The organism is Streptomyces sp. NPDC040405, assembly GCF_055595765.1.
Genome location: NZ_JBVIVI010000003.1, coordinates 527,033 through 552,836 on the forward strand (window position 1 = coordinate 527,033; position 25,804 = coordinate 552,836).

The following is a 25,804-nucleotide window of genomic DNA, read 5'->3' on the forward strand; positions in this document are numbered from 1 at the left end:
GGCCCGCATGATCCGCTCCCAGCGCTGGAAGGGAGCCGCCTTCACGCTGCCCTTCCAGCTCGGTTTCGTCTTCCTCTACCTCGTCCCGATCGGTTACGCGGTCCACGAGTCCCTGTTCCGGGAGCAGCGGTCCGGGCTCGGACTCGGGGGCGCCACGGTGACGTTCGCCGGACTGGACAACTACCGGCACGGCCTGACCGATCCGGCGTTCATGACGTCCGTCCTGCGGGTGGTCCTGTTCGCGTGTGTCCAGATCCCGGTGATGCTCGCCATCAGCCTGCTGCTCGCCCTGTGCCTGGACGCGCTCACCTCGCGTGCGGCCGCCCGGTTCCGGATGCTGCTGCTGATCCCGTACATGATCCCCGGGGTGGTGGCCGCCATCGTCTGGATCAACCTCTACAGCCCCGATGTCGGCCCGCTGACCTCGCTCGGCAGGCTCTTCGGGCTCTCCTGGAACTTCTTCGCGCCCTCGATGGTCTGGCCGTCCATCGGCAACCTGCTGACCTGGCACGGCATCGGCTACAACATGGTGATCATCTACGCGGCGCTCCAGGCGGTGCCCCGTGAGCTGTTCGAGGCCGCGCGGCTGGACGGCGCCTCCGAGACCCGCATCGCGCTGAGCATCAAGATTCCGCATGTGCGCGGAGCGCTGGTGCTGACCGGCATGCTCTCCATCATCCAGATGCTCCAGATCTTCAACGAGCCCGCACTGTTCCGGAACGTCACCCCGCAGACGGTCAGCGACACCTTCACCCCGATCATGATCGTCTACAACCAGGCGTTCAACGCGGGCGACTACCACTACGCCGCGGCCCTGTCGGTGCTGCTCGCCCTCGTCCTCGGCGTGGCCTCCTTCCTCTTCTACCGGCTGACCTCGAAGGAGACCGACTGATGGTGATGACGGAATCCCGTCGCCGCGAAGGCGCCGGACGGCTCGGGGCGCACACCGTACGGCGGCTCACCCGCCCCGACGCCGCCGCGCGCGGGCGGGGCGGCCAGCGCTTCCTGCTGATCGGCCTGGTCCTGGCGGGCGCCTACAGCCTCTTCCCGGTGTGGTGGCTGATCGTCGCCGCCACCAAGGACCGGACCGGGCTGTACCAGTCGGGCGGCCTGTGGTTCTCCGGCATGCACCTGTGGGACAACCTGCGTCAGCTGGTCACCTACGACCACGGCATCTTTCTGCGCTGGACCGCCAACTCGTTCCTGTACGCCGGAGTGGGCTCGCTCGGCGGCACCCTCATCGCCCTCGCCACCGGATACGGCCTCGCCCGCTTCGACTTCCCCGGGCGCGGCGTGGTGTTCGCGTGCGTCGTGGGCTCCTTCCTGATCCCGATCGCCCTGCTCACCCTCCCGCTGTATCTGCTGTTCTCGTCCATCGGGCTGGTCGACACCCCCTGGGCCATGCTCATCCCGTGCCTGATCAACCCGTTCAGCGTGTACCTGGCCAAGGTCTACACCGAGTCCACGGTCCCCTTCGAACTCCTGGAGGCGGCCCGCCTGGACGGCGCCGGAGAGCTGCGGATCTTCTTCAGCATCGTGCTGCGCATGATGACCACCGGCGGCGCCACCGTGTTCCTGCTCGCCTTCGTCAACACCTGGAACGCCTTCTTCCTGCCGCTGACCGTGCTGCGCGGTGAGGAGAACTGGACCCTCAACCTGGGCCTGTACAACTGGAGCGGCCGACGGCTGGAGTCCGGTACCGACCTGACCAGCCTCGTCCTGACCGGCGCCCTGCTGTCGATCGTGCCACTGGCCGTCATGATGACGGCGATGCGCCGCTACTGGCGGACCGGTGTCACCCTGGGAGCCCTGAAGTGACCGTGGCGTTCCTCCCGAGGTGGCCGCCCCCGCTGGTCCTCGGTACCGTCCGCCACCGGCAGCGCCTAGGATCGCCCGGTGACCGCCGCGAACGAGCAGACCGCGAAGAGTGAGGCGTCACCGGGCGAGACGCGCGCGGGCGCGGCCCGGAGCGCCACCGTCAAGGACGTGGCGACGCTCGCCGGGGTCTCCCCGAAGACCGTGTCGAACGTCATCAACGGCTTTGTGCATGTGTCGCCCGCGACCCGGGAGCGGGTCCAGCGGGCCATCCGGCAGCTCGGCTACCGGCCCAACCGGGCCGCCCGCGATCTGCGCCGCGGCAGCACCGGCATGATCGCGCTGGTCCTGCCGGAGCTGGACGTCCCGTACTTCGCCGAGCTCGGGCGGCACTTCCTCACCACGGCCGAGGAACACGGCCGCACCCTGCTCATCGAGCAGACCCTCGGCGACCGGGACCGGGAGGCGTCCGTCATCCACGGCCTCGGCGAACGGCTCGTGGACGGTCTGGTGGTCAGCCCGCTCGCCCTGCACGGCCACGCGCTCGCGGGCCATCTCGGCGCCGTGCCGCTCGTGCTCATCGGCGAACGGCCCAGCGGTGGCCTCACCGACCATGTGGTCATCGACAACGTGGCCGCCGCCCGGGAGGCGGTGACCCATCTGATCCGCGGCGGCCGTCGCCGGATCGCCGCCGTCGGCCCGCAGCCCGAGCCGTACATCGGCACACCGCTGCTGCGCAGGACCGGCTACCGCCAGGCGCTGGAGGCCGCCGGGCTGCCGCTGGACCCCCGGCTGGAGCGCGAAACACCCCGCTACCACCTGCGGGAGGGCGCGCGGGCGATGAACGCGCTGCTGGACGGGGCCGAACCACCGGACGCCGTGTTCTGCTTCAACGACGCGCTGGCCCTCGGCGCGCTGCGCACCCTGTACGAGCGCGGGCTGCGGGTCCCGGAGGACGTGGCCGTGATGGGCTTCGACGACATCGAGGCCACCCGCTACAGCACGCCCAGCCTGAGCACCGTGGCACCGGACAAGGGCGCCATCGCCCGGCACGCCGTCAGCCTGCTGCTGGAGCGGATCGACGCGCCGGACCGGCCGCCCCGGGAGGTCGTCGTCGGGCACACGCTGTGCACCCGCGAGTCCACCGAGGGCGGCGCGGCGTACGGGGACGGTCACTGACCTCCCAGACCGGTGGTGGCCACCGACTTCACGATGCGGCGCTGGAAGAGCATGAAGACGACCAGCAGCGGGAGCGAGCCGAGGATCGAGGCGGCCGACTCCTGGGCGTTCCGGAGTCCGGTGGAGTCCTTCACGGTCGACAGCCCCACCGGCAGTGTCATCAGCTGCGGATCGCTGGTGCTGATGAACGGCCAGAGGAAGTTGTTCCAGGTGTTGATGAAGACGAAGATCGCCACCGCCGCCAGGATCGGCCGGGACAGCGGCAGCACCACGTTCCAGAACACCCGGAAGCTCCCGGCCCCGTCGATCCGGGCCGCCTCCTCCAGCTCACGCGGAATGCCGTCGAAGAACTTCTTCAGGATGAACACCATCGCGGGCGCCACCACCTGCGGCAGGATCACCGCCGCGTAGGTGTCGACGAGGTTCATGGCGAGCATCTGCCGGAACAGGGGCACGATCAGGATCTGCGGCGGCACCATGATCGAGGCGACGGTGAGGGCGAACAGCACCCGGCGGCCGCGGAAGAGGGTGCGCGAGAAGGCGTACGCCGCCATCGCCGAGACGGCCACGGTGATCGCCGTGACGCACACGGCGACCACCACGCTGTTCACCGCCCACACCGGGAGATTGCCCTGGTCGAAGATGGTCCGGTAGGCGTCGAGGGTGAAGCCCGCGTCGGGCAGCCAGTCGACGCCCGACGCGCTCGCGTCGACCTCCGACTTGAACGACGTGTCCACGCCCCAGCCGAACGGCACCAGCCAGGCCACCGCCATCAGTACCAGGGCCAGCAGGGTCAGCACCCGGGGGAGGGGGCCCGCACCGAGCGTGGGGTGCCACGCTTTTCCACCGCCGTGGCGGCGCCGGGCCACCTCCCGGGGCATGGTCGAGCGGGGCTTTCCCGGCGTACGGGGTGAGAGGGTCTCGGGGGCCATGGCGTGATCAGTCCTCCCTGCGCGAGAAGATCTTCAACTGGACGAGCGAGAGGATGACGATGACTCCGAAGAACACATACGAGATCGCCGAGGCGTAGCCCAGCCGGTAGTTGGTGAAGCCGGTGTCGTAGATGTACTCCAGGATCGGCCGGGTACTCCCGTCCGGGCCGCCCCTGGTCAGCAGGTAGATCTGGTCGAACACCTTCAGCGACGCCATCACCTGCAGCACCGCGATCAGCCCGGTGGTCCGGCGCAGCTGCGGCAGGGTGACCGACCACAGCCGTCGCCACGCCCCGGCGCCGTCGAGCGCGGCCGCCTCGTAGAGGTGGTCGGGGATGGCCTGCAGCGCGGCCAGATAGAGCAGGAAGTTGAAGCCCACGGTCCACCACAGGGTCACCAGCGCCATGGACCACATCGCGTACTTCTCGTCCGTCAGCCAGCCGATCCCGTCGATCCCGACCGCGTCCAGCAGACCGTTGAGCATGCCGCGGTCCGGCTGGTACAGCATGTTCCAGACCTGGTAGACGACCGCGACCGGCAGCAGATGCGAGGCGAAGAAGGACAGGCGCCACAGCCACTGCCCCGGCACCCCCGTGTACACCAGCAGGGCCATCACGAGGGCCAGCGCGACGAGGGGGACGGTGGACAGGACCGTGAACCAGACCGTGTTGCCGAGGGTCTGCCACACCTGGCCGTCGCCGACCGCCTCGGTGAAGTTGTCCAGGCCGACGAAGGTGCTGTCACCGGCCCCGGTCAGGCTCGCGTCGGTGAAGCTCATCCACAGGCCGATGCCGAGCGGCACGACGAGAAAGAGCCCGAAGAACACCAGGAAGGGGGTGGCGAAGAGCCACCCGGTGGAGCCCGGGGACCGTGGCCTCATGACGATGCTCCTTGTTCTTGAGATTCCGTCGCCATCAGGCCGGATTCGGCTGGGCCAGCAGGGTGTTGATCTGCGAGACCATCGTGCGGACCGCCTTCGCCGGGGACGAGCCGCCGATCGCGGGATCGAGCGCCTGGGACATCCGCGTCTGGAAGTCGGAGCCGGAGCCCGCGAACCACACGGGCGGGTCGAGCGCGAGCTGCTTCGCGGCGTCGGCGTACTCGGACTGGGGACGCAAGCGGGCGTACGCGGCGGAGGAGACCGCCGGTGTGTACGCCGGGATATGACCGGCCCCCGCCCACCGCAGCCCGGACCGGACCAGCCCGGCGACGAACTGGTGGGTGCGCCGCCTGCGTTCCGGATCCGGGCTGTCCTGGTGCGGCAGCACCAGCGCGTGGCTGTCGGCCGCGCCCGCCGGACGGTCGTAGAAGGTGGGGATGGGGGCGCCGCCGAGCCTGTCCTTCAGGGCCGTCTGGTAGGTGGCCATGTCCCACTCGCCCGAGAAGATCATCGGCGACCGGCCGTTGGCGAAGGCGGCGATGGCCGTCGGGACGTCCATCGTGCGGCTGTCGCGCGCCAGCTCGGCCATGAAGCGCACCACCTTCACGGCGGTGTCCTCGTCGATCTCGGCCCGCTCGCCGGTGAGGTCGAACGTGGCGCCGGTCTGGCTGAACAGCGTCCAGAACATCCGCCAGCTCATCGCCGGGTCGTTGGCGTGGCCGAAGACGGGCCCGAGCTTGCCGCCGTCTTGGCGGAGCTTGTCCATCAGCTCCAGCGCGTGCTGCGGCGATTCGAAGGGCACCAGCCCCCCTTCGCCCGTGAGCATCCCCGCCTTGTCCATGACGTCACGGTCGAAGAAGACGACGAAGGGGTGGGTGTCCAGCGGGATGGCGTACGGGGTGCCCTGGTACAGGCTCCGCTTGACGAGCGTGGCGTTGAGGTCGGCCTGCTTCAGACCGAACTCGGCCAGCAGGTCCATGTCCCACGGGTCGAGCAGCCCGCCGGGGGCGTAGCCCGCCAGCCGGGTGAGGTGCATGATGGCCACGTCCGGCGAGCGGCCACCGGCCGAGGCCATGGCGAGCTTGGTGTAGTACGGCGGACCCCACTCCAGCACCGTCGTCCTGACCTTGAGACCCGGTACGCGCTTCTCGACGTTCCGCGTCAGGGTCTTCATCAGCGCGCCGTCCGGGCCCGTGAACAGGTTCCAGTAACGGATCTCGTCGTCGCTCGTCACGCTCCCGGCGAGCGAACCGCAGCCGCTGAGCGCGGACGCGGTGGCTGCGGCTCCCGCCCCGTACACCGCCCCTCTCAGCAGGCCGCGCCTGGTGAGGCCGGTCATCGTTCCTCCTCGCCGGACGGGCGCTCGAAGGCGGCGGGGCGCAGCTGGGCCGCGCGCACCCGCGCCACGTCCAGCTTGTGGCCGCGGTCGAAGCGGTAGACGCCGTTCTGTTCCTGGAACACATCGGTGAGCTGGGTGTAGCAGTAGCCGAACATCCGGGGGTCGTCCAGCAGCGCCGCGGTCAGCCCGGCGAAGCGCTCGTGGAACTCCTCCTCGGTGCGCGGCCGCTGCCCGTAGCCCCAGGACACCTCGCGGTCGTCCCCGGCGGCCGCGGCCTCCTCCGGATTCCACCAGATGCCGCCGAACTCGCTGCAGAAGTACGGCTGTCCGCGGTACGGCAGCGACCACACCGCGTCGGTGTCCCGCTTCCCGGGATTGCCCGCGCGGTCGGGGTTGCCCGGACGTTCTGGATTGATGTGCGGGTCGTCCTCGTCCAGCCCCGCCATCTGGCGGCAGAACGCCTCCGGGTCCTGCTCGTAGCTGTGCGAGTCGTAGACGTCGGTCTCGGCCACGCGGTGCGAGTAGCCGGAGGCGTCCAGCACCGGACGGGAGGTGTCGGCGGCCTTCGTGGCCAGGAACATGGCCCGGGTGACGTCGTCCAGCACGGTCTGCCGGTCGTGGAGTTCCTGGTGCGTCTCGTTGAGCGGACACCAGCCGACGATCGACGGATGGGAGTAGTCCCGCTCCACCGCCTCCAGCCACTGGGCGACGAAACCGGCGGTCGGCTGCTGGTTGTCCCGGTGGGTACGCCCCGTACCGGCCCCCCAGTCGCCGAACTCGCCCCACACCAGATAGCCCAGCCGGTCCGCGTGGTGCAGGAACCGCTCCTCGAACACCTTCTGGTGCAGCCGGGCCCCGTTGAAGCCCGCGGCCAGTGACAGTTCGATGTCGCGGACCAGAGCGGCGTCGTCCGGCGCGGTCATCAGCCCGTCCGGGTACCAGCCCTGGTCGAGGACGAGCCGCTGGAAGACGCGGCGGCCGTTGAGCAGCAGCCGCTTGCCGTCGATGGCCACCGACCGCAGCCCGGCCGTGCACTCGGCGCGGTCCAGGGCGGCGCCGTCGGCGTCCTGCAGCTCGATCCGTACCCGGTACAGATGCGGATCCTCGGGCGCCCAGGGCCGCAAGCCCTCCTCGGGCAGCGCGAGCACCAGCCGGGGCGCCAAGTCGAGGTCGGCGCGCACCGTCGCCTTCGCCACGGTGGCGCCGTCCGCGTCGCTCACCCGGGCGGTGATCCGGTGGCCGGGGCGGTTGGCGCTGAGCGGCAGTTCGAGGTGGAACGCCCCGGAGCCGAGGTCGGGGGTGATCCGGGGCCTGCGCAGATGGACCTCGGGCACCGGCTCCATCCACACCGTCTGCCAGATCCCGGTGGTGCGGGTGTAGTGGCAGTCGCTGTTGGCGTACTCGGTGGCCTGCTTGCCGCGCGCCTGCGGCCCGTGCCGGGCGTCCCGGGCCCGTACGACGATCGCCACCTCGGCCTCGCCCCCGGCCGCGCCCGCCACATCGCCGAGATCGGCGGTGAAGGAGGTGAACCCGCCGCTGTGCCGGGCCACTTCGCGCCCGTCGGCCCAGACCGTCGCGTCGTGGTCGACCGCCCCGAAGTGCAGCAGCACCCGCCGCCCGGCCCAGGACCCCGGGACCCGGACGTGGCGCCGGTACCAGACGGCGGGGTGGAAGTCGGTGTCCCTGATCCCCGACAGCTCGGACTCCGGACAGAACGGGACGAGGATCCGTCCGCTCAACTCCTGGTGAGGCAGCCCGCGTTCGAGGCCGCTGTCCCCGGGGTCGAAGGCGAACTGCCAGGTGCCGTTGAGGTTCAGCCAGTCCTCGCGGACGAAACCGGGACGCGGGTATTCGGGTCGTGGAACGTCGTTCGGTATCTCGGGCGGCGGTGTGTCGGGGCGAGGCATGGTCAACTCCGGGGCGCGGGAGAGCGGTTCGGCGGGCAGGGGTATGCCATCACCCGCTTACATCGTTGTAAAGACCTGGTGCATCGCGGGTTTGCCGAGCCAGAAGAGGCGGGCCCGGTGGGGTTCATGGACAGTCGGCGGCTGCCGACGCAGACTGGCCCGAGCCCCCGGGGTGATGTGATTCCCCGGCCGACCCGACCCGCTGGAGGCGCCGTGGCCGTGCGGATCTGTTCGCTGATCGTCACCGAGCCGCAGGTGATCCCGCCCGGCGGGTATCGCGTGGTGCGGTTCCCCTTCGGCACCGGCGAGTCGTATGACGCGCTGGGCATGCATCAGGTGGCGCAGCCCGATGGCTACCGGATCAAGAACTGGCGTACCGATGACCGCGCGGGGCTGATCTGGCCCTCGGCCGACGGATGGGGTGCGCTGACGGCGATGATCCAGTGGGAGGCCGGGGGCTACAGCGAATTACGGGACCGGTTCGTACGGGATCCGCTCGGCCTGTCGACGGGCGCGGACTCGACCGCCACCGACCACCGGCCCCGGAGTCCTGGCGTGCAGTGCTTCACCAAACACCACGAGATCTTCGTGCATCCGCGGACGCCGCTGGCGCTGATGGTGTCCCACGACAGCGGCTCTTCGGTGCGGTTGGTGCTCGCGGAGTTCAAGCTCGCCATCCATCAGGTATGAGGGGTCACACCTCGCCCTTCTTCGTCTTGTACAGCTTTATCTCCTCGTTCGCGAAGAGATGGACATAGCCGCAGTCCCAGCAGATCAGTCCGGTCGCGGACTCGTTCGCCCAGGCCAAGTTGAGGAATTCCGCCCCGGAGCTGTTGAGCTTCACCTCGCGGTTGCGGAAGAAACTCCCCTGGCAGAACATGCAGTTGATCCACCTGTCCCCGATGGCCGCACGTACAGGCTTGGACACGTCTCATCCTTCCCGCCACCGAAGTGGCGTGCTCTCTCGCGCCACATCAGCGCAAGATCAGCATAGTCAGGCCGTGGACCGACTCTGCCGACAAGATGGTGGACGAAATTGTTGACAATCTTGTTGGCCTAGATTTACCTTCGACACGCACTCACTCAGGGAGAGCACGATGCCGAAGGAAGCCCGTCCAGGCACCGGTGAACAGGCCAAGCAGCACGCGCTGACCCAGCTGAGGCAGGCGATCCTGCGCGGCGAGATGGCGCCCGCCCAGCGGCTGGTGGAGAACGAACTCGCCGAGCAGTTCGGGGTGACCCGGGCCAGCATCCGCGCGGCCCTGATCGATCTGGCGTCGGAAGGACTGGTGGAACGGATCCGCAACCGCGGATCGCGGGTGCGGGTGGTGACCGTCGAGGAGGCGGTGGCCATCACCGAGTGCCGCATGGTCCTCGAAGGGCTGTGCGCGGCCAAGGCGGCCGCCGCGGCGACCGAGGAGCAGCTGACCGAACTGGCCGACCTGGGCACGGCGATGGCCAAGGCGGTCGCCGACGGCGAACCGATGACGTACTCCGGGCTCAACCACGAGCTGCACGCCCGGATCAGAGAGATCTCGGGCCAGCGGGCGGCCGTGGAGCTGCTGGAACGGCTCAACGCCCAGCTGGTGCGCCACCGTTTCCAGCTCGCGCTGCGGCCGGGGCGTCCCCAGCGGTCCCTGAGCGAGCATCTGGCCATGATCGACGCGATCAGGGCCCGGGACCCGCAGGCGGCCGAAGCGGCCGTCCGCACCCACCTCGCGGGCGTGATCGACGCGCTGCGTGAATGAGGCATGGTGCGACGTCCGCGTCACCTCTGCGCGGTCGGCTCCGCGCGCATCTCCAGCACGACCTTGCCCCGGGGGTGGCCGGACTCGACCTCACGCAGGGCGGCTTCGGCCTCCTCGAAGGGGAAGACACGGCCCACCCGCGGATCCAGCCGGCCCGCCGCCACCCGGCGCGCCAGCTCGGTGAGCGTGGCCGTCGAACTCCTCCGGGCCAGCTGCCGGGCGCCGAACCGGACCGCCGTCGCGGCGTCGGCCACCGTGAGTATCCGGCAGCCGGACGGGATGTGTGCCGCGACGCCGTCCAGCGCGTCGCCGCCCACCAGGTCGAGAATCGCGTCAGGGCCCGCGGGCAGGGCCGCCCTCAGCTCCTCGGCGAAGTGGCCGCCGTCGTACGGGACCGCGGTGGCGCCCAGCGAGGTGACGAACTCCCGCTTCGCCGCGGCGGCGGTGCCGACGACCGACGCTCCGGCCTCGCGCGCGATCTGTGCCGCCGCGACGCCGACACCGCCCCCGACGCCCAGGATCAGCAGGGTCTCGCCGGGCGCCGGAGCGAGCTGGCCCACCGCGTCGTAGCCGGTTCCCGCCGCCACGGGCAGCGCCGCGGCGTCGGTGAAGGAGACCACGGCGGGCTTCGGCGCCGTCTGGCTCGCGGTCAGGACGGCGAACCGCGCATAGCCGCCGCGGCCCGCCGCGCTGCTGCCGAACACCGGGTCGCCGACGGAGAAGCCGGTGACGCCCTCGCCGGTCTCCTCGACCACCCCTGCCGCCTCCCGGCCGAGCACGGCGGGGAGGTCGAGGGGGAGGAAGGCGCGGTGCATCCCGGCCCGGACCTTCCAGTCCACCGGGTTGACCCCCGCCGCGTACACCGCGATGAGCAGTTCACCGGGGCCGGGCACGGGTTTCGGCAGATCGAGGAAGGCTTGCGTCTCCGGTCCGCCGTAGCGGGTGAATCCGTAGGCGCCGGGCACCGCGCCGGTGGCTTTTCCGGACACGTGGCTACGACCCAGCCGCCGCGAGGCCGCGGCGCTGCTCTCGCCGGTCCCGCTGCCGGTCCGGGTCGGGGACGAGGGCCGCGAGCATGAGCCGCTTGGTGTAGAGGTCCCGCGGCTGTGCCGTCACCGCCCGGGTGTCGCCGGACTCCACGATCTCCCCGCGGTACATGACGGCCACCCGGTGGCTGATCCGGCGCACGACGGACAGATCGTGGGTGATGAACAGATACGCGACACCCGTGCGTTCCTGGATCTCGATGAACAGATCCAGCACCCGGGCCTGGGTGGACAGGTCCAGCGCGCTGACCGGCTCGTCGCACACGATGAGCCTGGGGTCGCGGCACAGGGCGCGCGCGATGGCGACGCGCTGGCGCTGCCCGCCGGAGAACTCCCGGGGAAGCCGGTGCGCGGCGTCCGCGGGCAGGCTGACCTGGTCGAGCAGTTCGCGGACGCGCTCGTTCGCCGCCCCGCGGGACACACCGGCGACCAGCAGCGGCTCGGTGAGGATGTCGCCCACGGTCATCGCCGGGTTCAGCGAGGTGTACGGGTCCTGGAACACCACCTGGATCTCGTCGCCGAGCGCACGCCGTTCCCGCGCGCTCAGCCGCGAGATCTCCCGGCCCGCGTAACGGATCCGGCCCTCCGTGACGGGGGCCAGGCCGAGCACCGCGCGCCCGAGCGTGGTCTTCCCGGAGCCGGACTCGCCGACCAGCCCCACGGTCTCGCCCGCCCTGATGTCCAGCGAGACCCCGTGCAGCGCCCGGAACGGCGGGGTGCGCCACCCCTTGGCGGCGTACTCCACCACCACCCGGTCGACTTCCAGGACGCTGCCGTGAGCCGGGGTTTCCGGCTGCGGTGTCGGGATCGTCGTCATGTCTTCTCCTGCACGGTGGCGCGGGCCGGGGGACCGTCGTCGAGCGGGGTACGGGGCGGGGCGTCCTCCAGCGTCGACGCCAGCAGCATCCGGGTGTACGCGTGGTGCGGGTTGGCGAAGAGCTGCCCGACGGGGGCCGACTCGACCACCTTCCCCGACCGCATGACCACGACGTGGTCGCAGATGTCGGCGACGACACCGAAGTTGTGGGTCACCAGGATCATGCCCATCCGGCGCTCCCGCTGCAGCTCCCGCAGCAGGTCGAGCACCTCGGCCTGGACGGTGACGTCCAGCGCGGTGGTCGGCTCGTCGGCGATCAGCAGCTCGGGGTCGCAGGAGACCGCACCCGCGATCAGCACCCGCTGCGCCATGCCACCGGAAACCTGGTGCGGATAGGCGTCGTACACGCGCTCCGGCTCGGCGATGCCGACCCGCTCCAGCAGGGCGAGCGCCCGCTTCCGCGCCTCACCGGCCGAGATCTTCAGATGCAGCCGCATGGGGTCGGCGAGCTGGGTGCCGATGCGGAAGGACGGGTCCAGGTTGGACATCGGCTCCTGCGGTACGTACGCGATGCGCCGGCCCCGCAGGCCGCTCATCGCCTTGCCGCCCAGGCGCCGCAGATCGTGTCCGCCGAAGGACAGGCCATCGGCCTCGCGCCGCGCCTCCGGAGGGAGCAGCCCCAGGACAGAGAAGGCGGTCTGACTCTTCCCCGACCCCGACTCGCCCACCAGCCCGACGACTTCGCCGCGGCGGACGCTCAGCGAGACTCCGTCCACGACCGTGGTTTCGCCGTCGCGGGTGGGATAGGACACCGTCAGGTTCCGTACCGTCAGCAGGGCGTCGCCGTCGCCGGAAGCCGTATCGGTGGCCGTATCGCCAGCCGCATCGGTGGTGGCCGCGGAGGACGCCGCCGGTGCGGTCGTTGCCCTGTTACGCCGCGAGCGGCGGGCGGGGACCGCGTAGCCGCTCTCCAGGAGCGTGTCCCGCAGCGCGTTGGCGAGCAGCCCGACCGAGGCGACCGTGACGACGATGGCGACCGCGGGCGCCACCAGCAGCGTGGGCTCGATGTACAGGTTGGCGAACGCCTCGTTGAGCATCGCGCCCCAGCTGGCCTCGCTCGCCGAGCCCAGCCCCAGGAACTCGATGCCCGCCTGGATGACGACGGCGACACCGAACATCTGCGCCGCCTGGATGATCGTGGGCGCCTGCACCACGGGCAGGATGTGGCGGCGGACGATCCGCAGGTCGTTCAGGCCCGACACCCGGGCCGCGTCGACGTACAGTTCCTCGCGCACCGAGGTCACCGAGGCGCGGACGAGACGGAAGACGCCGGGCGCGAGGATGACACCGAGCACGGCCATGGCCGCGTTGGCGTTGGGGCCGATCGCCGCGATGGCCACCAACAACACCATGATCGCGGGCGCGGCCATCACCAGGCTGGCCACCCAGCTGAACGCGGCGTCGACCCAGCCCCGGTAGTAGCCGCTGACCAGGCCGGTGGGCACGCCGATCACCAGCGCCACGGCGACCGCGATGAACGCGCCCAGCAGGCTCACCCGCCCGCCGTAGAGCAGCCGCGCCAGCACATCCCGGCCCACGCTGTCCCCGCCGAGCGGATGACCGGCGCTCAGCGGTGCGGCGAACGTGTCGAGCAGCGCGGGGCGGGTGGGGCTGTGGGGGGTGAGCAGCGGGGCGAACACACTGGCCAGGATCAGCAGCGCCAGAATCGCCAGGCATGCGACCGCCACCGGGTTGCGCAGCAGACGGCGCCATACACCGCCGCGGTGGGGGAGTGCGTCGGCCCTACTGCCCGCGGAGGAGGTGGCGAGCGTGTCCTCGCCAGGGGGATTGGTCATCGTACGCGCACCTTCGGGTTGAGCCAGCCGTAGGCGACGTCCACCAGGAGGTTGACCGCCACCACGATGAACACCAGATACACCACCACGCCCATGACCAGCGGCGTATCGCCATTGGTCGACGCCGTGACCGCCGCCGAACCGACCCCGGGGAGCCCGAACACCTTCTCGGTGATGACGGCGCCCCCGACCAGACCGATGAACTGCACGGACAGCACCGTCAGCGCGGGCGGCGCCGCGTTGCGCAGCACATGCCGGAACAGCACCCGGCGCTCACCGAGCCCGCGGCTGCGCAGCGTCCGGACGAAGTCCTGGCGCAGCACGTCGATCACCGAGCCCCGGACCTGCTGGGCCGTCGCCGCGATCACGCCGATGGACAGCGAGACGGCGGGCAGCGTGATGGACTGGAACCAGCCCGAGGGCGACACCCCGAACGGTACGTATCCCGTCGCGGGCAGCCAGCGCAGCTTCACCGCGACGATCACGGCGAGCGCGAGCGCCGCCAGGAAGCTGGGGACCGCGTAGCCGAGGATCGCCAGCAGCTGGACCACCCGGTCGAGCCAGCCCCGCCGGACGGCGGCGGCGACACCGAGGACGATGCTCAGGACGGTGGCCAGGATCAGCCCCGACACCACGACCGACAGGGTCACCGGCACCTTCAGGGCCAGGCTGGAGGCCACCGAGTCACCGCTGAACCAGGAGACGCCGAAGTCACCGCGGACGGCGTGGCCCAGCCAGCTTCCGTACTGGCTGATCCAGGGGCGGTCGAGGCCCAGCTCATGGGTCTTGGCCGCCACCTGTGCCTCGGTGGCCGTGTTCCCGGAGATGTTGCGCACGGCATCGGTGCCGGTGAGGCTCATCATCGCGAACGCTGCCGTGGCGAGGACATAGAGGAGCACCAGCCCGGCCGCGACGCGGCGTATGAGGAAGGTCAGCATCGCAACCCTCTCCTTTCTGTCGTCAGGAGGCCGGGGCCATCTGGTAGATCGGAATGGCCGATTCGAAGGGCTGCGGGGTGACCTTGATGCTGTTCGAGACGCCGTGGACGGAGTCGAGAATGTCCCACGGGGCGTTGAAGGCGTTCGTCTGCACATACCTGTTGACCTGCTTGAACAGGTCGTTCTGGGCGGCGCCGGTCGCCTTCTGGGCCTTGGCGATCAGCCGGTTGAGCTTCGGGTCGAAGTCCTTGGCGGGGTTCCATGCGGCGTTCGCGGTGAGCTGGGTGGAGATGTAGTCCCAGGGCCGGTACGAGGCGAGCTTGAACCAGGACATCGCGAACTTCCCCTGCTGGAGGGCGGTGAACAGCTCGGTGAACGGCACCTTCTTGGTCTTCACCTTGATGCCGATGTCCTCCAGCGCCTGGGTCATCACCGCCTGCTGCCCGGCCGCGACCGAGGACACATCGGGCATCGTCACCGTGAAGCCGTGCGGATAGCCCGCCTCGGCGAGCAGCTTCCTGGCCTTCTCGGGGTCGTAGGCGTACCTGCTCCGCAACGACCGCTCATAGGCGCTGCTCTCCGGGATGGCCATCTGGGACGTCGGGGTGGCGTACCCCATGTTGATCTTCTTGGCGATGGCGTCGCGGTCGAAGGCGTGGTTCAGGGCCTGCCGGACCTTCACCTTGCCCAGGGCGGGCACGATCTTTCCGGCGCGGTCCCAGATGTACAGGCCCTCGACGGCGTCCACATGCGAACTCACCTTGAGGCCACGGCCCTTGACCTGGCTCGCGCTCCGGGGATCGATCCGCGCCCAGTCCACCTGCTCGCCCAGCAGCGCGTTGAGGCGGGCGGTCGGGTCGCTGATCGTCCTGATGACGATCTCGTGGAAGGGGAACGCCTTCTTGTTCCAGTACCCGGGGTTGCGGGTGAAGGTGTACACGCTGCCATTGGTCGTGCCGGACGCGTTCAGCACGTACGGCCCCGAGCCGACCGGGCCCTTCTTCCCGTCCAGGGCCTTCGGACTGGCGATCATGCCGGACGGATCGCCCAGGCTGGTGACGAGCGAGGGATCCGGCGACGACAGATGGATGGCCACCGTGGTGGGGTTCACGGCCTCGACCGTGCTGATGGCCCTCAGCTTGCCCGCCGCCTCGTTCGTGCCCTCCTTGGTGTGCAGCAGATTGGCCTTCACCGCGGTGGCGTCCAGGGCGGTGCCGTCGGTGAACTTCACGCCCTTCCGAAGCCTCATCGTCAGCACGGTCCGCGAGGCGTCGTACGACCATGACGTGGCGAGGTTGGGCGTCGCCTCCGCGTTCCTGTCCAGCCGGACCAGCGAGTCGAAGACCGGTTCGTAGTAGTTGATGTAGTCCCCCAGACCGGCCGCGGCCAGATCCCAGGGAGTGGCGGAGACTCCCACCGCGAGGGTCAGTGTCCTGTCCCCGTTCGCACCGGAGACGGCGCCACCGCCGCAAGCCGTCGCGGACACGAGGGCGAGAACGGCGGCCCCTGTCAGCCCCACTCTGCGCATCGCGCACCTCCTCACCTTCTGCCGTCCCGGGCCGGTCAGCGCCGCTGGGCCCACTGGCCGCACAGCCGGATGCTTTCCTCGGCGGTGGCCCGCGCGCCCCGGTCGACCTCGATGACCAGCCAGCCGTCGAAGCTGCCGGGCAGTGTCGCGACGAGTCCCGGGATGTCCACCGAGGCGTGCCCCGGCTCGGCCCACAGGCCCGCGAGGACGGTCGTGCGGTAGTCCCAGCCCTCGGCCTTGCCGCGCGCGGCCACATCGGCGTGGTAGTCCTTGATGTGCATGGCGGCCACCCGGTCCCCGTAGTCGCGGAGGAGCGCGGGGACGTCGGCCCCGGCCCAGCCCAGGTGGCCGATGTCCGGGCCGAACGAGAGGGTGTCCGCGGGCACGGTGTCGAGGATGAACCGGGTCTCCTCCTCGGTCTCCGCCCACGTCCCCACGTGCTGGTGGAAGGCCGAGGCCACCCCGTTCGCCCGGGTGGTCTCGCCCATCTTCGCGAACACGTCGCGGACCTGCTCCAGCCGGTCGGGGTCGGACTCCGCGCCCACCGCCGGACGATGGACCCGGGGGGCCTCCTTGGACATGCCCGTGGCCACGAAGACCGTGGACAGGCCGAGTTCGGCCTGCTGCTCACTGATCCGGGCCGTCTTGTCGAGGAGTTCCCGCAGGCTTGCCCCGTCCTGGGGGAGCGGGCCGGAGATGTAGCCCGGGGCGGGCTCGAGGCCGTGGTCGGAGAGCAGCTTTCCGTACTCACCGGCCGTCATGTCCGCGGGGACGTCGGCGTGCACCGCGCCGATCCCCGCGTCGCGGATGATCCTCAGCCGCTCGGGGAGCGGCGGTGCCAGGGCGGGGTCGATCCAGCCGTCCTCGGTCTGCACGAACTGCAGGGGATTGATCGCGATCTTCTCGGCGCCGATCATCATGCGGGGCCTCTTCCTGAAGTGGCGGGTAGGTGGGGGCGCTCAGCGGGTGCGCTCAAGCCGGTGCGCTCAGGCGGGGAAACGGGGCTCGGGGCGTTCGCAGCTGCTGTCCAGCGCCACGACACGCGTCTGCAGGGAGGCTTCCTCCACGGCGCACATCGCCTCCAGCACATGGAAGGCGAAGGGGGCGGTGGCCCGGTGCGTTCCGCCCTCGACCGCGTCCGCGAGGTCGCGCACCCCGAGACCGCGACGGGCCTGCTCCGGGGTGCCGACGGCGCCGAACAGGCCGACCACCGGCTCCAGTACGGACCACTCGGCGTCGGTGTGCCGCTTGAGGCGGACATCGCCGTCGAAGTGGTTCGGGTTCGGCAGGGACAGCGTGCCGCCGGTGCCGTAGATCTCCATGTAGGGCAGATCGGTGTCCCAGATGTCGAAGCTCAGCTGCATCGACGCGATGGCTCCGGAGGCGAAGGTGAGCACGGCCGCCGCGTGGGTGGGGACCGTGACGTCGATCGAGTCGACGGCCCGGTCGGGCGCGGTCACCGTGCGCTGTGCCGCCCCGATCCGGCTCGACCCGGTGACGGTCCGGACCGGGCCCAGCAGGTTGACGAGCAGGGCGAAGTAGTACGGACCCATGTCCATCACCGGGCCGCCGCCCGCCTGGAACAGGAAGCGCGGATCCGGGTGCCACGTCTCCGCCTTGCTGTGGCGGATGAACGCCGAGGCGCCGACCGGCGTTCCGATGAGCCCGTCGTCGATGGCCTTGCGCGCCGTCTGGCTCGCGCTGCCGAGGAAGGTGTCCGGCGCCGAACCGAGGACACGTCCGCTGCAGGCCGCGGCCTCGCGGATGCTCCGCCCCTCGGCGACCGTCGTGCCCAGCGGCTTCTCCACGTAGACGTGCTTCCCGGCCTCGAGCGCGGTGATGGTGGTGCGCGCGTGGTGCACCGGAGGTGTCAGGTTGACGACGATGTCCACCGACTCGTCGGCGTACAGCTCCTTGTCGTCGCCCCAGGCCGCTATGGAGTGGTCCTTGGCGGCCTGCTCGGCCCGCGCCACGTCGATGTCGGCCACGCGCACGATCTCCAGCTCCGGGTAGCGGGCCAGACCGGTCACGTACCGGCCGAAGATGTTGCCGCTGCCCAGGATGCCGATCCGATGTGTCTGCTTGGCCATGGACGTGATTCCTCTCCGGAAAGGGTTCGGGGGTCATGCGGGTTCTGCCGCCCACACCGTCGGTTAGTTCGTGCGGCCAAGACAAGACGCCGCTTTTAGTTTTTTCTCTTGACTAAATCCGGTGCAATGCCCAGCCTGTCGGACAGGCCCGGGCTGCCGGTGAGTGCAAGAGGAAGAGATTAGGTACGTGATAGTGCAAAAAAGCGAGGGGCACGCTACCGATACGGCCCTGCTGCCCGCGGTGCCTTCCGCGTTGCGCAGCGTGCTGGACCTCGTGGTGTCGGGCGAGGCGACCAGCCGCGCGGAGATCGCGCGGCGCAGCGGCCTGGCCCGGTCGACCGTCGGCCAGCAGGTCGACCATCTCGTCGGGCGCGGCATCCTGCAGGAGCTGGGGTCGAACGAGTCGGTGCGGGGCCGCCCGCCGAGGGTGCTGACGCTCAGCCCGAGGGCGGGGACCATCGCGGTGGCGGACGTGGACACGCTGGAATCCCGGGTGGCGATAGCGGATCTCAACGGGCGGGTGATCGCGCAGGAGACCGTGGACGCCCGGGTCGACGCGGGGCCCGAAGCGGTCCTGGGAGCGGTGACCGAGCGCCTGACGGGCCTGCTGGCGGCGCACGACCGCGACCCGGACCGGGTCCGCGAAGTGGTGGTGGGGCTGCCCGGTCCCGTGGACTTCCAGCGGGGCAGCCCGGTGCAGCCGACCGGCATGCCCGGCTGGGACGGCTACCCGGTCGCCGAGCGGCTGACAGGGACGTTCCGCGCCCCCGCCGTGGTGGACAACGACTCCAATCTGATGGCGCTCGGCGAGGCATGCCAGGACGGGATGGACACTCCGCTGCTGTGCATCAAGATCGCGACCGGTATCGGGGCCGGTGTCATCACCGCGGGCGGCGAGGTGTACCGCGGCGCGGACGGAGCGGCCGGGGACATCGGCCACATCCGCGCCATCGGCGGTGGCGACGCCCTGTGTTCCTGCGGCAACGTCGGCTGTGTCGGGGCGATCGCCTCCCATCGGAGCGTGCTGCGCGGCCTCGGCATCCCCGAGTCGACGAGTGAGGATCCGCTGTACGGCGTGCACGTCCTGGCGGAGCGCGTCGCCGACAACGACCCGCCCGCCGTGCGCGCCCTGCGCCAGGCCGCCACCGAGATCGGCGAGATCGCGGCCATGCTTGTCTACATGTTCAACCCGCGCACGCTGGTGCTCGGCGGTCCGCTGAGCGAACTCCGCGACGACCTCCTCTCCGGGGTGCGCGCCGCGGTCTACCAGCGGGCCCTGCCGCTGGCCACCCGCAAGCTGACCATCACCACGGCCCAGCTCGGCAGCGGCTCCGGGATCCACGGCGGCATCGCCCTCGCCACCCGGGACGTCTTCAGCGCCCAGGGCATCGCCCGGATGCTGGTCGAGGACATCCCGGGAGCAGCCGCGAACGGCCGCTGACGGGGCCGGAGCGGGGTGGCGCGGGGCCGGACCGGGGCCGGTGTCAGAGCGGGGCGCGGTGTGCCTCGAAGACGGCGAGACGTGAGGTGATGGCGCGGGACGCCTCGGTCAGCGCGGCGTGCATCCGGGGCATGCTGCAGCCCGCCGTGGGGGCGATGACCGCCAGGGCGGCCAGGTACGTGTCATCGAGACCGCGCACCGGCACCGCGACGGCGAGGTAGCCGCGACGGTTCTCCTCGACCTCCACGGCGTAGTCCTGCTCCCTGATCCGGGACAGCTCGGCCGGAAGCCGGACGGGGGTGAGGGTACGGGGCGTACGGCGGTCCATCAGCGGGATGACCTTGGACAGCGGGTACTGCCCGGGCAGCATCGCGAGGGTGAGCTTCCCCGCCGCGGTGCAGTGCAGCCTGAGGCGCCGGCCGCCCGCGGTGGACCGGGCCCGGTTGCGGTGCCGTCCGGCGTTCTCGATGCACAGCAGTTCCGAATTGCTCGGCACGGCCAGGTTCACGGCGTTGTCGAGCTTCTGCGCGAGGTTCTCGATGACGGGCCTGGCGGCCTCGCGCAGGGTGCGCTGGCGTGGCGCGCGCAGGCCGATCTCGTAGAGCTGCAGCCCGAGCCGGTACTTGGCGCCCTCCCGCTCCAGGAGATTTCCGGCGACGAGTTCCTGGCACAGCCGGTGGACGGTGGCCTTGGCGATCCCGGTCCTGGCGGTCAGCTCCGCGAGACTGAGGGAGAAGTCGTTGTCACGGAAAGCGGACAGAATGAGGCCGACCTTGCCGAGGACCGTCTTGGGGGCCTCGCGGATCTGCCGTGGCTCGTCGTTCTTTTCGGCATACACGTACCCAGTCACTGCGCTTGACCTCCTCATCTGCGCGGCGCACCCGGCATCGGGGCGGCCACCAGAGCCGAGAAGGTGAACGATAGGCGCTTTTCAGGGAGGCCGGAAGAGAGCGTGACGATCACCCGTCGGCGGGCCCCCTGCCCTTAGGTGTGTCAATAGCTGTGTCACTGCCCGGGAAATCCTCCATTCCGCGGGCCGGATTTGCCGCCGGGATTTCCCCGGACGCCGCCGAGGGCCGGAAGGACCGCGGACCCGACCGCCTCGATCAGCTCGGTGGGCGGGTCGTAGGAGCCCACATGCTGGAGGAAGACCCCGGACACTCCGGCGCCGTGCAGGGCCGTGAGCCGCTCGGCGAGTTGCGCGGCGGTGCCGAACAGACAGAACTCGCGGGCGAACAGCACGGCCGCCTCGTCGCTGATCCACGCCGAACACACCTCGACGGCCGCGTCCCAGTCCTCGGCGTGCACCAGATCCGGGTAGACCCCCTCCACAGTGGCGGGGACGTCCACCTCCACACCCGCGAGGGCGAGGAAGGGCGCCCCGCCGTTCTGCGCGATCGACGCGCAGATCGGCTTGATCTGCCGCGCCGCGGCCTCGATGTCGTCGGTCACCGCGCAGAACGCGGACACCGTCAGCGGCACCGCCGAGGCCGCCCGGCCCGCGGCCTCGGCGCCCTCGCGCACCCGGGCGGCGGCCCCAGCCAGGGTCTTCGGGGACACGCCGCTGAGCAGGATGGCGCCGTCGGCGATCTCCCCCGCGAGCCGCAGGTTCTTCGGCCCGCTCGCCGCGAGGTGCAGCGGAATCCGCGGCCCGGGGTCGCGCAGCCGGGAGTGGACACCGCCGCCGAAGTCCCAGCTCCGCCCGGCCAGCAGGGTCCGCAGCATGCCCACCCCCTCCCGCATCGCCGCCGAGGTGGTCTGCCGCATGCCGATCGGGCCGACCGAGCTGTTGCCCACGCCGAGGCCGAGTGTGAACCGGCCGGGCGCCAGCTCGGCCACGCTGCGCGCGGCCGACGCGACCACGGCCGGATGCCGGGTGGCCACGTTGGTGACCGCGGTGCCCAGCCCGATGTGCTCGGTGGCCAGCGCGGCGGCGGTCAGGGTGGTGAACACGTCCCGCCACAGCAGCTGGGAGTCGGGGAACCACACCTGGTCAAAGCCCAGCTCCTCGGCCCGCCGCACGGTACGGGCCACCCGGTCCGCCCGGTCGCACGGCGGTACCCGGATCCCGATCCGAGGCCGTGCCGCCCCCGCGCTCATGCCCGCTGCTCCGCCAGGTCCAGCGCCACGTCCGTGATCATGTCTTCCTGGCCGCCGACCATGCCGCGCCGGCCGACCTCGACGAGGATGCTTCGTGTGTCGAGGCCGTAGCGGGCGGCCGCCGTCTCGGCGTGGCGCAGGAAGCTGGAGTACACGCCCGCGTAGCCCAGGCTCAGGGTTTCCCGGTCCACCCGCACCGGCCGGTCCTGGAGCGGCCGTACCAGGTCGTCGGCGGCGTCCATCAGCGGGAACAGCTCGCAGCCGTGGGGCCAGCCCTGAAGGTCGGCCACCGCGATGAACGCCTCCAGCGGGCAGTTTCCGGCGCCCGCGCCCTGGCCCGCCAGGGAGGCGTCGACGCGGGTGACGCCGTTCTCCACGGCGACCACGCTGTTGGCCACCCCGAGCCCCAGGTTGTGGTGGGCGTGGATGCCCAGCTCGGTGTCGGGGGAGAGGACGTCGCGGTAGGCGCGGAAGCGGTCGCGCACCCCGTCCATGGTCAGCCGTCCGCCGGAGTCGGTGACGTACACGCAGTGGGCGCCGTAGGACTCCATGAGCACGGCCTGCCGGGCGAGTTCGGCCGGGGGCGCCATGTGCGACATCATCAGGAAGCCCGCGACGTCCATGCCCAGCTCGCGGGCGGCGGAGATGTGCTGGGCGGAGATGTCGGCCTCGGTGCAGTGGGTCGCGACGCGCACCGAGCGGATGCCGAGCGCGTGGGCCTGCTTCAGGTCGCGCACGGTGCCGATGCCCGGCAGCAGCAGGGTGGTGGGGACGGCGTGCCGGACGGCGCCGGTGACCGCCTCGATCCACTCCCAGTCGGTGTGCGCGCCGACGCCGTAGTTGACGCTGGACCCGGACAGGCCGTCGCCGTGGGCGATCTCGATGGCGCCGACGTGGGCGGCGTCGAGCGCGGCGGCGATGGCGCGGGCCTGGCCGACGGTGTAGCGGTGCCGCAGGGCGTGCATGCCGTCCCGCAGGGTGACGTCCTGGATGTACAGCGTGGCCGGGGTCACCGTGCTGCCTCCTCGGCGGTGTGGTGGGTGGCAAGCCGCTCCGCTGTGCGCAGCGCTGCCGAGGTCATGATGTCGAGGTTGCCCGCGTAGGCCGGGAGGTAGTGGGCGGCGCCCTCGACCTCCAGGAACACCGACACCTTCACCGCACCGCGGGCCGCGCCGGACGGTACGAGGGTGCGCAGCGGGTCGTCGTCGGCGATCCGGTCGAACTGCACCTTCTGTTTGAGGCGGTAGCCCGGGACGTATGCCTGGACGCGGCCCACCATGGCCTCGATCGAGGCGGTGACCGCCGCGTCGTCGCACTCCGATACCAGACAGTGCACGGTGTCGCGCATGATCAGCGGCGGCTCGGCCGGATTGAGGACGATGATGGCCTTGCCCCGGCCCGCCCCGCCGACCCGCTCGATGGCGGAGGCGGTGGTCTCGGTGAACTCGTCGATGTTGGCCCGGGTGCCAGGACCGGCCGAGCGGGAGGCGATGGAGGCCACGATCTCCCCGTAGTGCACGGGGGTGACGGCCGAGACGGCGGCGACGATGGGAATCGTGGCCTGTCCGCCGCAGGTCACCATATTGACGTTGGGGCTGTGCAGATGGGCGTCGAGGTTCACCGGCGGCACCACATACGGGCCGAGGGCGGCCGGGGTGAGGTCGACCACCGTACGTCCGTGGGCGCGCAGCACCTCGTCGTGGCGGCGGTGGGCGCCCGCCGAGGTGGCGTCGAAGACGATCCGCACATCGGCGAACTCGTCCAGCGCGACCAGCCCGTCCACGCCCTCGTGGGTCGTGGCCACCTTCATGCGGCGGGCGCGGGCGAGGCCGTCGGAGTCCGGGTCGATGCCCGCCACCGCCGCCATCTCCAGCGTCTCCGACAGCCGCAGCACCTTGATCATGAGATCGGTGCCGATGTTGCCCGAGCCGATGACGGCGACCTTGGTACGGCTGCTCATGGCCTCTCTCCCTCCGTCGCGAACTCGACCGTGATCCGGCCCAGTTGACTGATATGTGCCTCGAACCGATCACCTGGGGCCGCGGCCACCATCGGGCCCAGCGCCCCGGTCAGCAGGGTCTCCCCGGCGCGCAGCGGATCGCCCTGGGCGGCGAGGGCCGAGGCGAGCCAGGCCGCGGCGTTCAGCGGGCTGCCGAGGCAGTCGGCGCCGGTCCCTTCCGAGACCGTCCGGCCGCCGCGGGACATCGTCATCCGCGCCCCGCGCAGATCGAGCCCGGCCAGCGGCACCGGGGTGCCGCCGAGCACGTACAGCCCGCAGGAGGCGTTGTCGGCGACGGTGTCCACGATGCCGATGTTCCACTCGGCGATACGGCTGTCCACGATCTCCAGCGCGGGCAGCGCGAAGTCGGTCGCGCGCAGCACATCGGCCACCGTGCAGTCGCGGTGCGGCAGATCGGCGCCCAGGACGAGCGCCACCTCCGCCTCCACCTTGGGCTGCAGCAGCCGCCCGGCCGCCACCACACCGCCCTCGGGAACCGCCATATCGGCGAAGAGCGTCCCGAAGTCCGGCTGATCCACGCCCAGTTGGGTCTGTACGGCCGGTGACGTCAGGCCGATCTTACGGCCGGAAACGCGCCGCCCTGCGGCCACTGCGCGCCCGACGTTCACCCGCTGCACCGCGTACGCGGCCCCGATGTCGCCCTCGGCGAGGAACGTGCGCACCGGCGGGCAGGTCACCCCGGTGCGCGTGGCCTCCAGCAGCGTGTCGGCCGCCTTGGCCACCTCCGGGGGAACGCCCAGCCCGGTCATGCGCCCACCTCCGCGACGAGCGGGGTGTCGACGCCGACAGGGCCGAGCCCGCCTGCGCCGCCCGGGGTGCCCAGCGGCTCCGTACGGCCCGGCAGCGGCTCGGTGAAGAAGCGGCGGTTGTCCTCGCGGTGCTCGGGCCTGGCCAGCCGGTCCACCGCGATCGCCTGCTCGGGGCAGGCGGTTTCACAGGCGCCGCAGTCGATGCACTCCACCGGGTTGATGTAGAGCTTGCGGTCGCCCTCGTAGATGCAGTCGACCGGGCATTCCTCCATGCAGGAGCGGTCCATGATGTCGACGCAGGCCGGGCCGATGACGTAGGCCATGTCAGTTCTCCTTCTCTGTGGAATGCCCGGGGAACAGCATTGCCTCCGGATCGATCACGGTGGCCGCGTTGTTCACCGCGGTGGCGACCTCGCCGAAGCCCACGGAGATCAGACGCACCTTGCCCGGGTAGTCGGTGATGTCCCCGGCGGCGAACACCCGCGGCAGGCTGGTGGCCATCCGGGTGTCCACGGCGATCCGCCGTGCCCGCAGGTCAAGACCCCAGTTCTGGAGGGGGCCGAGGTCGGCGGTGAAGCCGAGGGCGGCGACGACGGTCTGCGCGGGGAGGGTCCGGGTGTCCTTGGTGAGGCGATGGCGGATCGTCACCTCTTCCAGGTGGTCCGCCCCGTGCAGCCCGGTCACCTCGGTGTCGGTGACGATCTCGATGCCGAGGGAACGCACCTTCTCCACGGTGGCGCCATGTGCCCGGAATCTGTCCCGGCGGTGGACCAGGGTGACGGAGCGGGCCAGGGGGGAGAGGGTCGCCGCCCAGTCGAAGGCGCTGTCCCCGCCGCCGACGATCACGATGTCGTGACCGGTGTGGTCGGCCGGGTCGGGGACGAAGTACACCTGCCCGCGGCCGAGATAGTCCTCGCCCGCCGGAAGCGGCCGGGGAGTGAACGTCCCCACCCCGCCGGTGACCACCACCGCTCCGGCCCGGACCGTGGCCCCTCCGTCGGTGCGCACCACGGGACGTCCGTCCTCCCCGTGGGACAGCTCGACCGCCCGCTGACCGAGGAGGTACACGGGCCCGTACGGCTCCGCCTGGGCCACCAGGCCGTCCACCAGGTCGCGGCCGCGCACCGAGGGGAAACCGGCGATGTCGAAGATGGGCTTCTCGGGGTACATCGCGCTGATCTGGCCGCCGCACTGGGGGAGGACGTCCATGACCGCCACGCGCAGCCCGCGGAAGCCCGCGTAGTACGCGCCGTAGAGTCCCGACGGACCGGCGCCGATGATGAGGATGTCGGTGTCCACCACGTCGGACGCGGACGCGGTGGCCGGAACATCGGTAAGAACGCTCATGGCCGGGAGCGTAGGGACCCCCGTGGCGGGGCCCAATGAAACCGTTCCGTCTGGCGGGACACCACGCTTCGG

Annotated in this window: 25 protein-coding genes; 6 read left to right on the forward strand and 19 right to left on the reverse strand. The window is 70.9% G+C overall.

Features of this window, described 5'->3' with window-relative positions; all coding sequences use genetic code 11:
• Positions 1–7: 7 nt before the first annotated feature.
• The 3 genes from ACZ59A_RS15930 (at position 8) to ACZ59A_RS15940 (ending at position 2,994) form a co-directional block, all read left to right on the forward strand.
• The gene (locus tag ACZ59A_RS15930; RefSeq protein WP_470958764.1) at positions 8–892 is read left to right on the forward strand and encodes a carbohydrate ABC transporter permease; all 885 of its coding nucleotides are present in this window, start codon (positions 8–10) and stop codon (positions 890–892) included.
• Positions 892–1,818, forward strand: coding sequence for a carbohydrate ABC transporter permease (locus ACZ59A_RS15935; RefSeq protein ID WP_470958767.1), 927 nt, complete (start codon positions 892–894; stop codon positions 1,816–1,818). The genes ACZ59A_RS15930 and ACZ59A_RS15935 overlap by 1 nt, the downstream gene beginning before the upstream one ends.
• 78 nt (positions 1,819–1,896) lie before the next feature.
• Positions 1,897–2,994, forward strand: a complete 1,098-nt coding sequence (locus ACZ59A_RS15940) for a LacI family DNA-binding transcriptional regulator (protein WP_470958770.1) — start codon at positions 1,897–1,899, stop codon at positions 2,992–2,994.
• On the opposite strand, the gene ACZ59A_RS15945 is transcribed toward ACZ59A_RS15940, so the two are convergent.
• The 4 genes from ACZ59A_RS15945 to ACZ59A_RS15960 are packed head-to-tail and all read right to left on the reverse strand — an operon-like array spanning position 2,988 to position 8,052.
• Positions 2,988–3,875: a carbohydrate ABC transporter permease gene (locus ACZ59A_RS15945; protein WP_470959674.1), complete on the reverse strand. Its 888-nt coding sequence runs from the start codon at positions 3,873–3,875 to the stop codon at positions 2,988–2,990. The two genes, ACZ59A_RS15940 and ACZ59A_RS15945, sit on opposite strands and share 7 nt — an antisense overlap.
• A 58-nt stretch (positions 3,876–3,933) precedes the next feature.
• The gene (locus tag ACZ59A_RS15950) at positions 3,934–4,806 is read right to left on the reverse strand and encodes a carbohydrate ABC transporter permease (protein ID WP_470958774.1); all 873 of its coding nucleotides are present in this window, start codon (positions 4,804–4,806) and stop codon (positions 3,934–3,936) included.
• Positions 4,807–4,840: 34 nt separating this feature from the next.
• On the reverse strand, positions 4,841–6,145 hold the full coding sequence (locus ACZ59A_RS15955; protein ID WP_470958777.1) for an extracellular solute-binding protein: 1,305 nt from the start codon (positions 6,143–6,145) through the stop codon (positions 4,841–4,843).
• A complete protein-coding gene (locus tag ACZ59A_RS15960) occupies positions 6,142–8,052 on the reverse strand; it encodes a glycoside hydrolase family 2 protein (protein WP_470958780.1) in 1,911 nt (636 codons plus the stop codon). Before ACZ59A_RS15960 ends, ACZ59A_RS15955 begins: the two co-directional genes overlap by 4 nt.
• A gap of 213 nt (positions 8,053–8,265) precedes the next feature.
• On the opposite strand from ACZ59A_RS15960, the gene ACZ59A_RS15965 reads away from it, so the two are divergent.
• Positions 8,266–8,742, forward strand: a complete 477-nt coding sequence (locus tag ACZ59A_RS15965) for a hypothetical protein (protein WP_470958784.1) — start codon at positions 8,266–8,268, stop codon at positions 8,740–8,742.
• 4 nt (positions 8,743–8,746) lie between these two features.
• Here the strand turns inward: ACZ59A_RS15965 and ACZ59A_RS15970 are convergent, their stop codons facing one another.
• On the reverse strand, positions 8,747–8,980 hold the full coding sequence (locus ACZ59A_RS15970) for a hypothetical protein (RefSeq protein ID WP_470958787.1): 234 nt from the start codon (positions 8,978–8,980) through the stop codon (positions 8,747–8,749).
• Between the two features lie 169 nt (positions 8,981–9,149).
• On the opposite strand from ACZ59A_RS15970, the gene ACZ59A_RS15975 reads away from it, so the two are divergent.
• Positions 9,150–9,800: a GntR family transcriptional regulator gene (locus ACZ59A_RS15975; RefSeq protein WP_470958790.1), complete on the forward strand. Its 651-nt coding sequence runs from the start codon at positions 9,150–9,152 to the stop codon at positions 9,798–9,800.
• 20 nt (positions 9,801–9,820) lie between these two features.
• On the opposite strand, the gene ACZ59A_RS15980 is transcribed toward ACZ59A_RS15975, so the two are convergent.
• From ACZ59A_RS15980 to ACZ59A_RS16010, 7 genes are all read right to left on the reverse strand, one after another.
• Positions 9,821–10,765 (reverse strand): NADP-dependent oxidoreductase, encoded by a 945-nt coding sequence (locus ACZ59A_RS15980; RefSeq protein WP_470959676.1) that lies wholly within the window; start codon positions 10,763–10,765, stop codon positions 9,821–9,823.
• A 28-nt stretch (positions 10,766–10,793) separates the two neighbouring features.
• Positions 10,794–11,663 carry an ABC transporter ATP-binding protein gene (locus ACZ59A_RS15985; RefSeq protein ID WP_470958792.1) on the reverse strand — a complete coding sequence of 290 codons (870 nt, stop codon included), beginning with the start codon at positions 11,661–11,663 and terminating at the stop codon, positions 10,794–10,796.
• Positions 11,660–13,519, reverse strand: a complete 1,860-nt coding sequence (locus ACZ59A_RS15990; RefSeq protein ID WP_470958795.1) for a dipeptide/oligopeptide/nickel ABC transporter permease/ATP-binding protein — start codon at positions 13,517–13,519, stop codon at positions 11,660–11,662. The genes ACZ59A_RS15985 and ACZ59A_RS15990 overlap by 4 nt, the downstream gene beginning before the upstream one ends.
• Positions 13,516–14,457 carry an ABC transporter permease gene (locus tag ACZ59A_RS15995; protein WP_470958797.1) on the reverse strand — a complete coding sequence of 314 codons (942 nt, stop codon included), beginning with the start codon at positions 14,455–14,457 and terminating at the stop codon, positions 13,516–13,518. The genes ACZ59A_RS15990 and ACZ59A_RS15995 overlap by 4 nt, the downstream gene beginning before the upstream one ends.
• 22 nt (positions 14,458–14,479) lie before the next feature.
• Positions 14,480–15,985, reverse strand: coding sequence for an ABC transporter substrate-binding protein (locus tag ACZ59A_RS16000; protein WP_470958801.1), 1,506 nt, complete (start codon positions 15,983–15,985; stop codon positions 14,480–14,482).
• A 35-nt stretch (positions 15,986–16,020) separates the two neighbouring features.
• The gene (locus ACZ59A_RS16005; protein WP_470958804.1) at positions 16,021–16,905 is read right to left on the reverse strand and encodes a sugar phosphate isomerase/epimerase family protein; all 885 of its coding nucleotides are present in this window, start codon (positions 16,903–16,905) and stop codon (positions 16,021–16,023) included.
• A 66-nt stretch (positions 16,906–16,971) separates the two neighbouring features.
• A complete protein-coding gene (locus ACZ59A_RS16010) occupies positions 16,972–18,075 on the reverse strand; it encodes a Gfo/Idh/MocA family protein (protein ID WP_470958806.1) in 1,104 nt (367 codons plus the stop codon).
• A 193-nt stretch (positions 18,076–18,268) separates the two neighbouring features.
• Here ACZ59A_RS16010 and ACZ59A_RS16015 point away from each other — a divergent pair, with 193 nt between their 5' ends.
• Positions 18,269–19,516, forward strand: a complete 1,248-nt coding sequence (locus tag ACZ59A_RS16015) for an ROK family transcriptional regulator (RefSeq protein ID WP_470959678.1) — start codon at positions 18,269–18,271, stop codon at positions 19,514–19,516.
• Positions 19,517–19,559: 43 nt separating this feature from the next.
• Here ACZ59A_RS16015 and ACZ59A_RS16020 read toward each other — a convergent pair whose 3' ends face one another.
• The 7 genes from ACZ59A_RS16020 to ACZ59A_RS16050 all read right to left on the reverse strand — a co-directional run bounded on the left by ACZ59A_RS16020 (position 19,560) and on the right by ACZ59A_RS16050 (position 25,732).
• The gene (locus tag ACZ59A_RS16020) at positions 19,560–20,366 is read right to left on the reverse strand and encodes an IclR family transcriptional regulator (protein ID WP_470958809.1); all 807 of its coding nucleotides are present in this window, start codon (positions 20,364–20,366) and stop codon (positions 19,560–19,562) included.
• A 155-nt stretch (positions 20,367–20,521) separates the two neighbouring features.
• Positions 20,522–21,616 carry an LLM class flavin-dependent oxidoreductase gene (locus ACZ59A_RS16025; protein WP_470958813.1) on the reverse strand — a complete coding sequence of 365 codons (1,095 nt, stop codon included), beginning with the start codon at positions 21,614–21,616 and terminating at the stop codon, positions 20,522–20,524.
• Positions 21,613–22,629 carry a 4-hydroxy-2-oxovalerate aldolase gene (dmpG, locus tag ACZ59A_RS16030; RefSeq protein ID WP_470958816.1) on the reverse strand — a complete coding sequence of 339 codons (1,017 nt, stop codon included), beginning with the start codon at positions 22,627–22,629 and terminating at the stop codon, positions 21,613–21,615. Before dmpG ends, ACZ59A_RS16025 begins: the two co-directional genes overlap by 4 nt.
• Entirely contained in the window at positions 22,626–23,576 is a 951-nt protein-coding gene (locus ACZ59A_RS16035; protein WP_470958818.1) for an acetaldehyde dehydrogenase (acetylating), read from the reverse strand. Before ACZ59A_RS16035 ends, dmpG begins: the two co-directional genes overlap by 4 nt.
• Positions 23,573–24,385 carry a 2-keto-4-pentenoate hydratase gene (locus ACZ59A_RS16040; RefSeq protein WP_470958821.1) on the reverse strand — a complete coding sequence of 271 codons (813 nt, stop codon included), beginning with the start codon at positions 24,383–24,385 and terminating at the stop codon, positions 23,573–23,575. The genes ACZ59A_RS16035 and ACZ59A_RS16040 overlap by 4 nt, the downstream gene beginning before the upstream one ends.
• On the reverse strand, positions 24,382–24,708 hold the full coding sequence (gene fdxA / locus ACZ59A_RS16045) for a ferredoxin (RefSeq protein ID WP_470958824.1): 327 nt from the start codon (positions 24,706–24,708) through the stop codon (positions 24,382–24,384). The genes ACZ59A_RS16040 and fdxA overlap by 4 nt, the downstream gene beginning before the upstream one ends.
• 1 nt (position 24,709) lies before the next feature.
• Complete coding sequence (locus ACZ59A_RS16050; RefSeq protein ID WP_470958826.1) at positions 24,710–25,732, reverse strand: NAD(P)/FAD-dependent oxidoreductase; 1,023 nt, start codon at positions 25,730–25,732, stop codon at positions 24,710–24,712.
• Positions 25,733–25,804 lie beyond the last annotated feature (72 nt).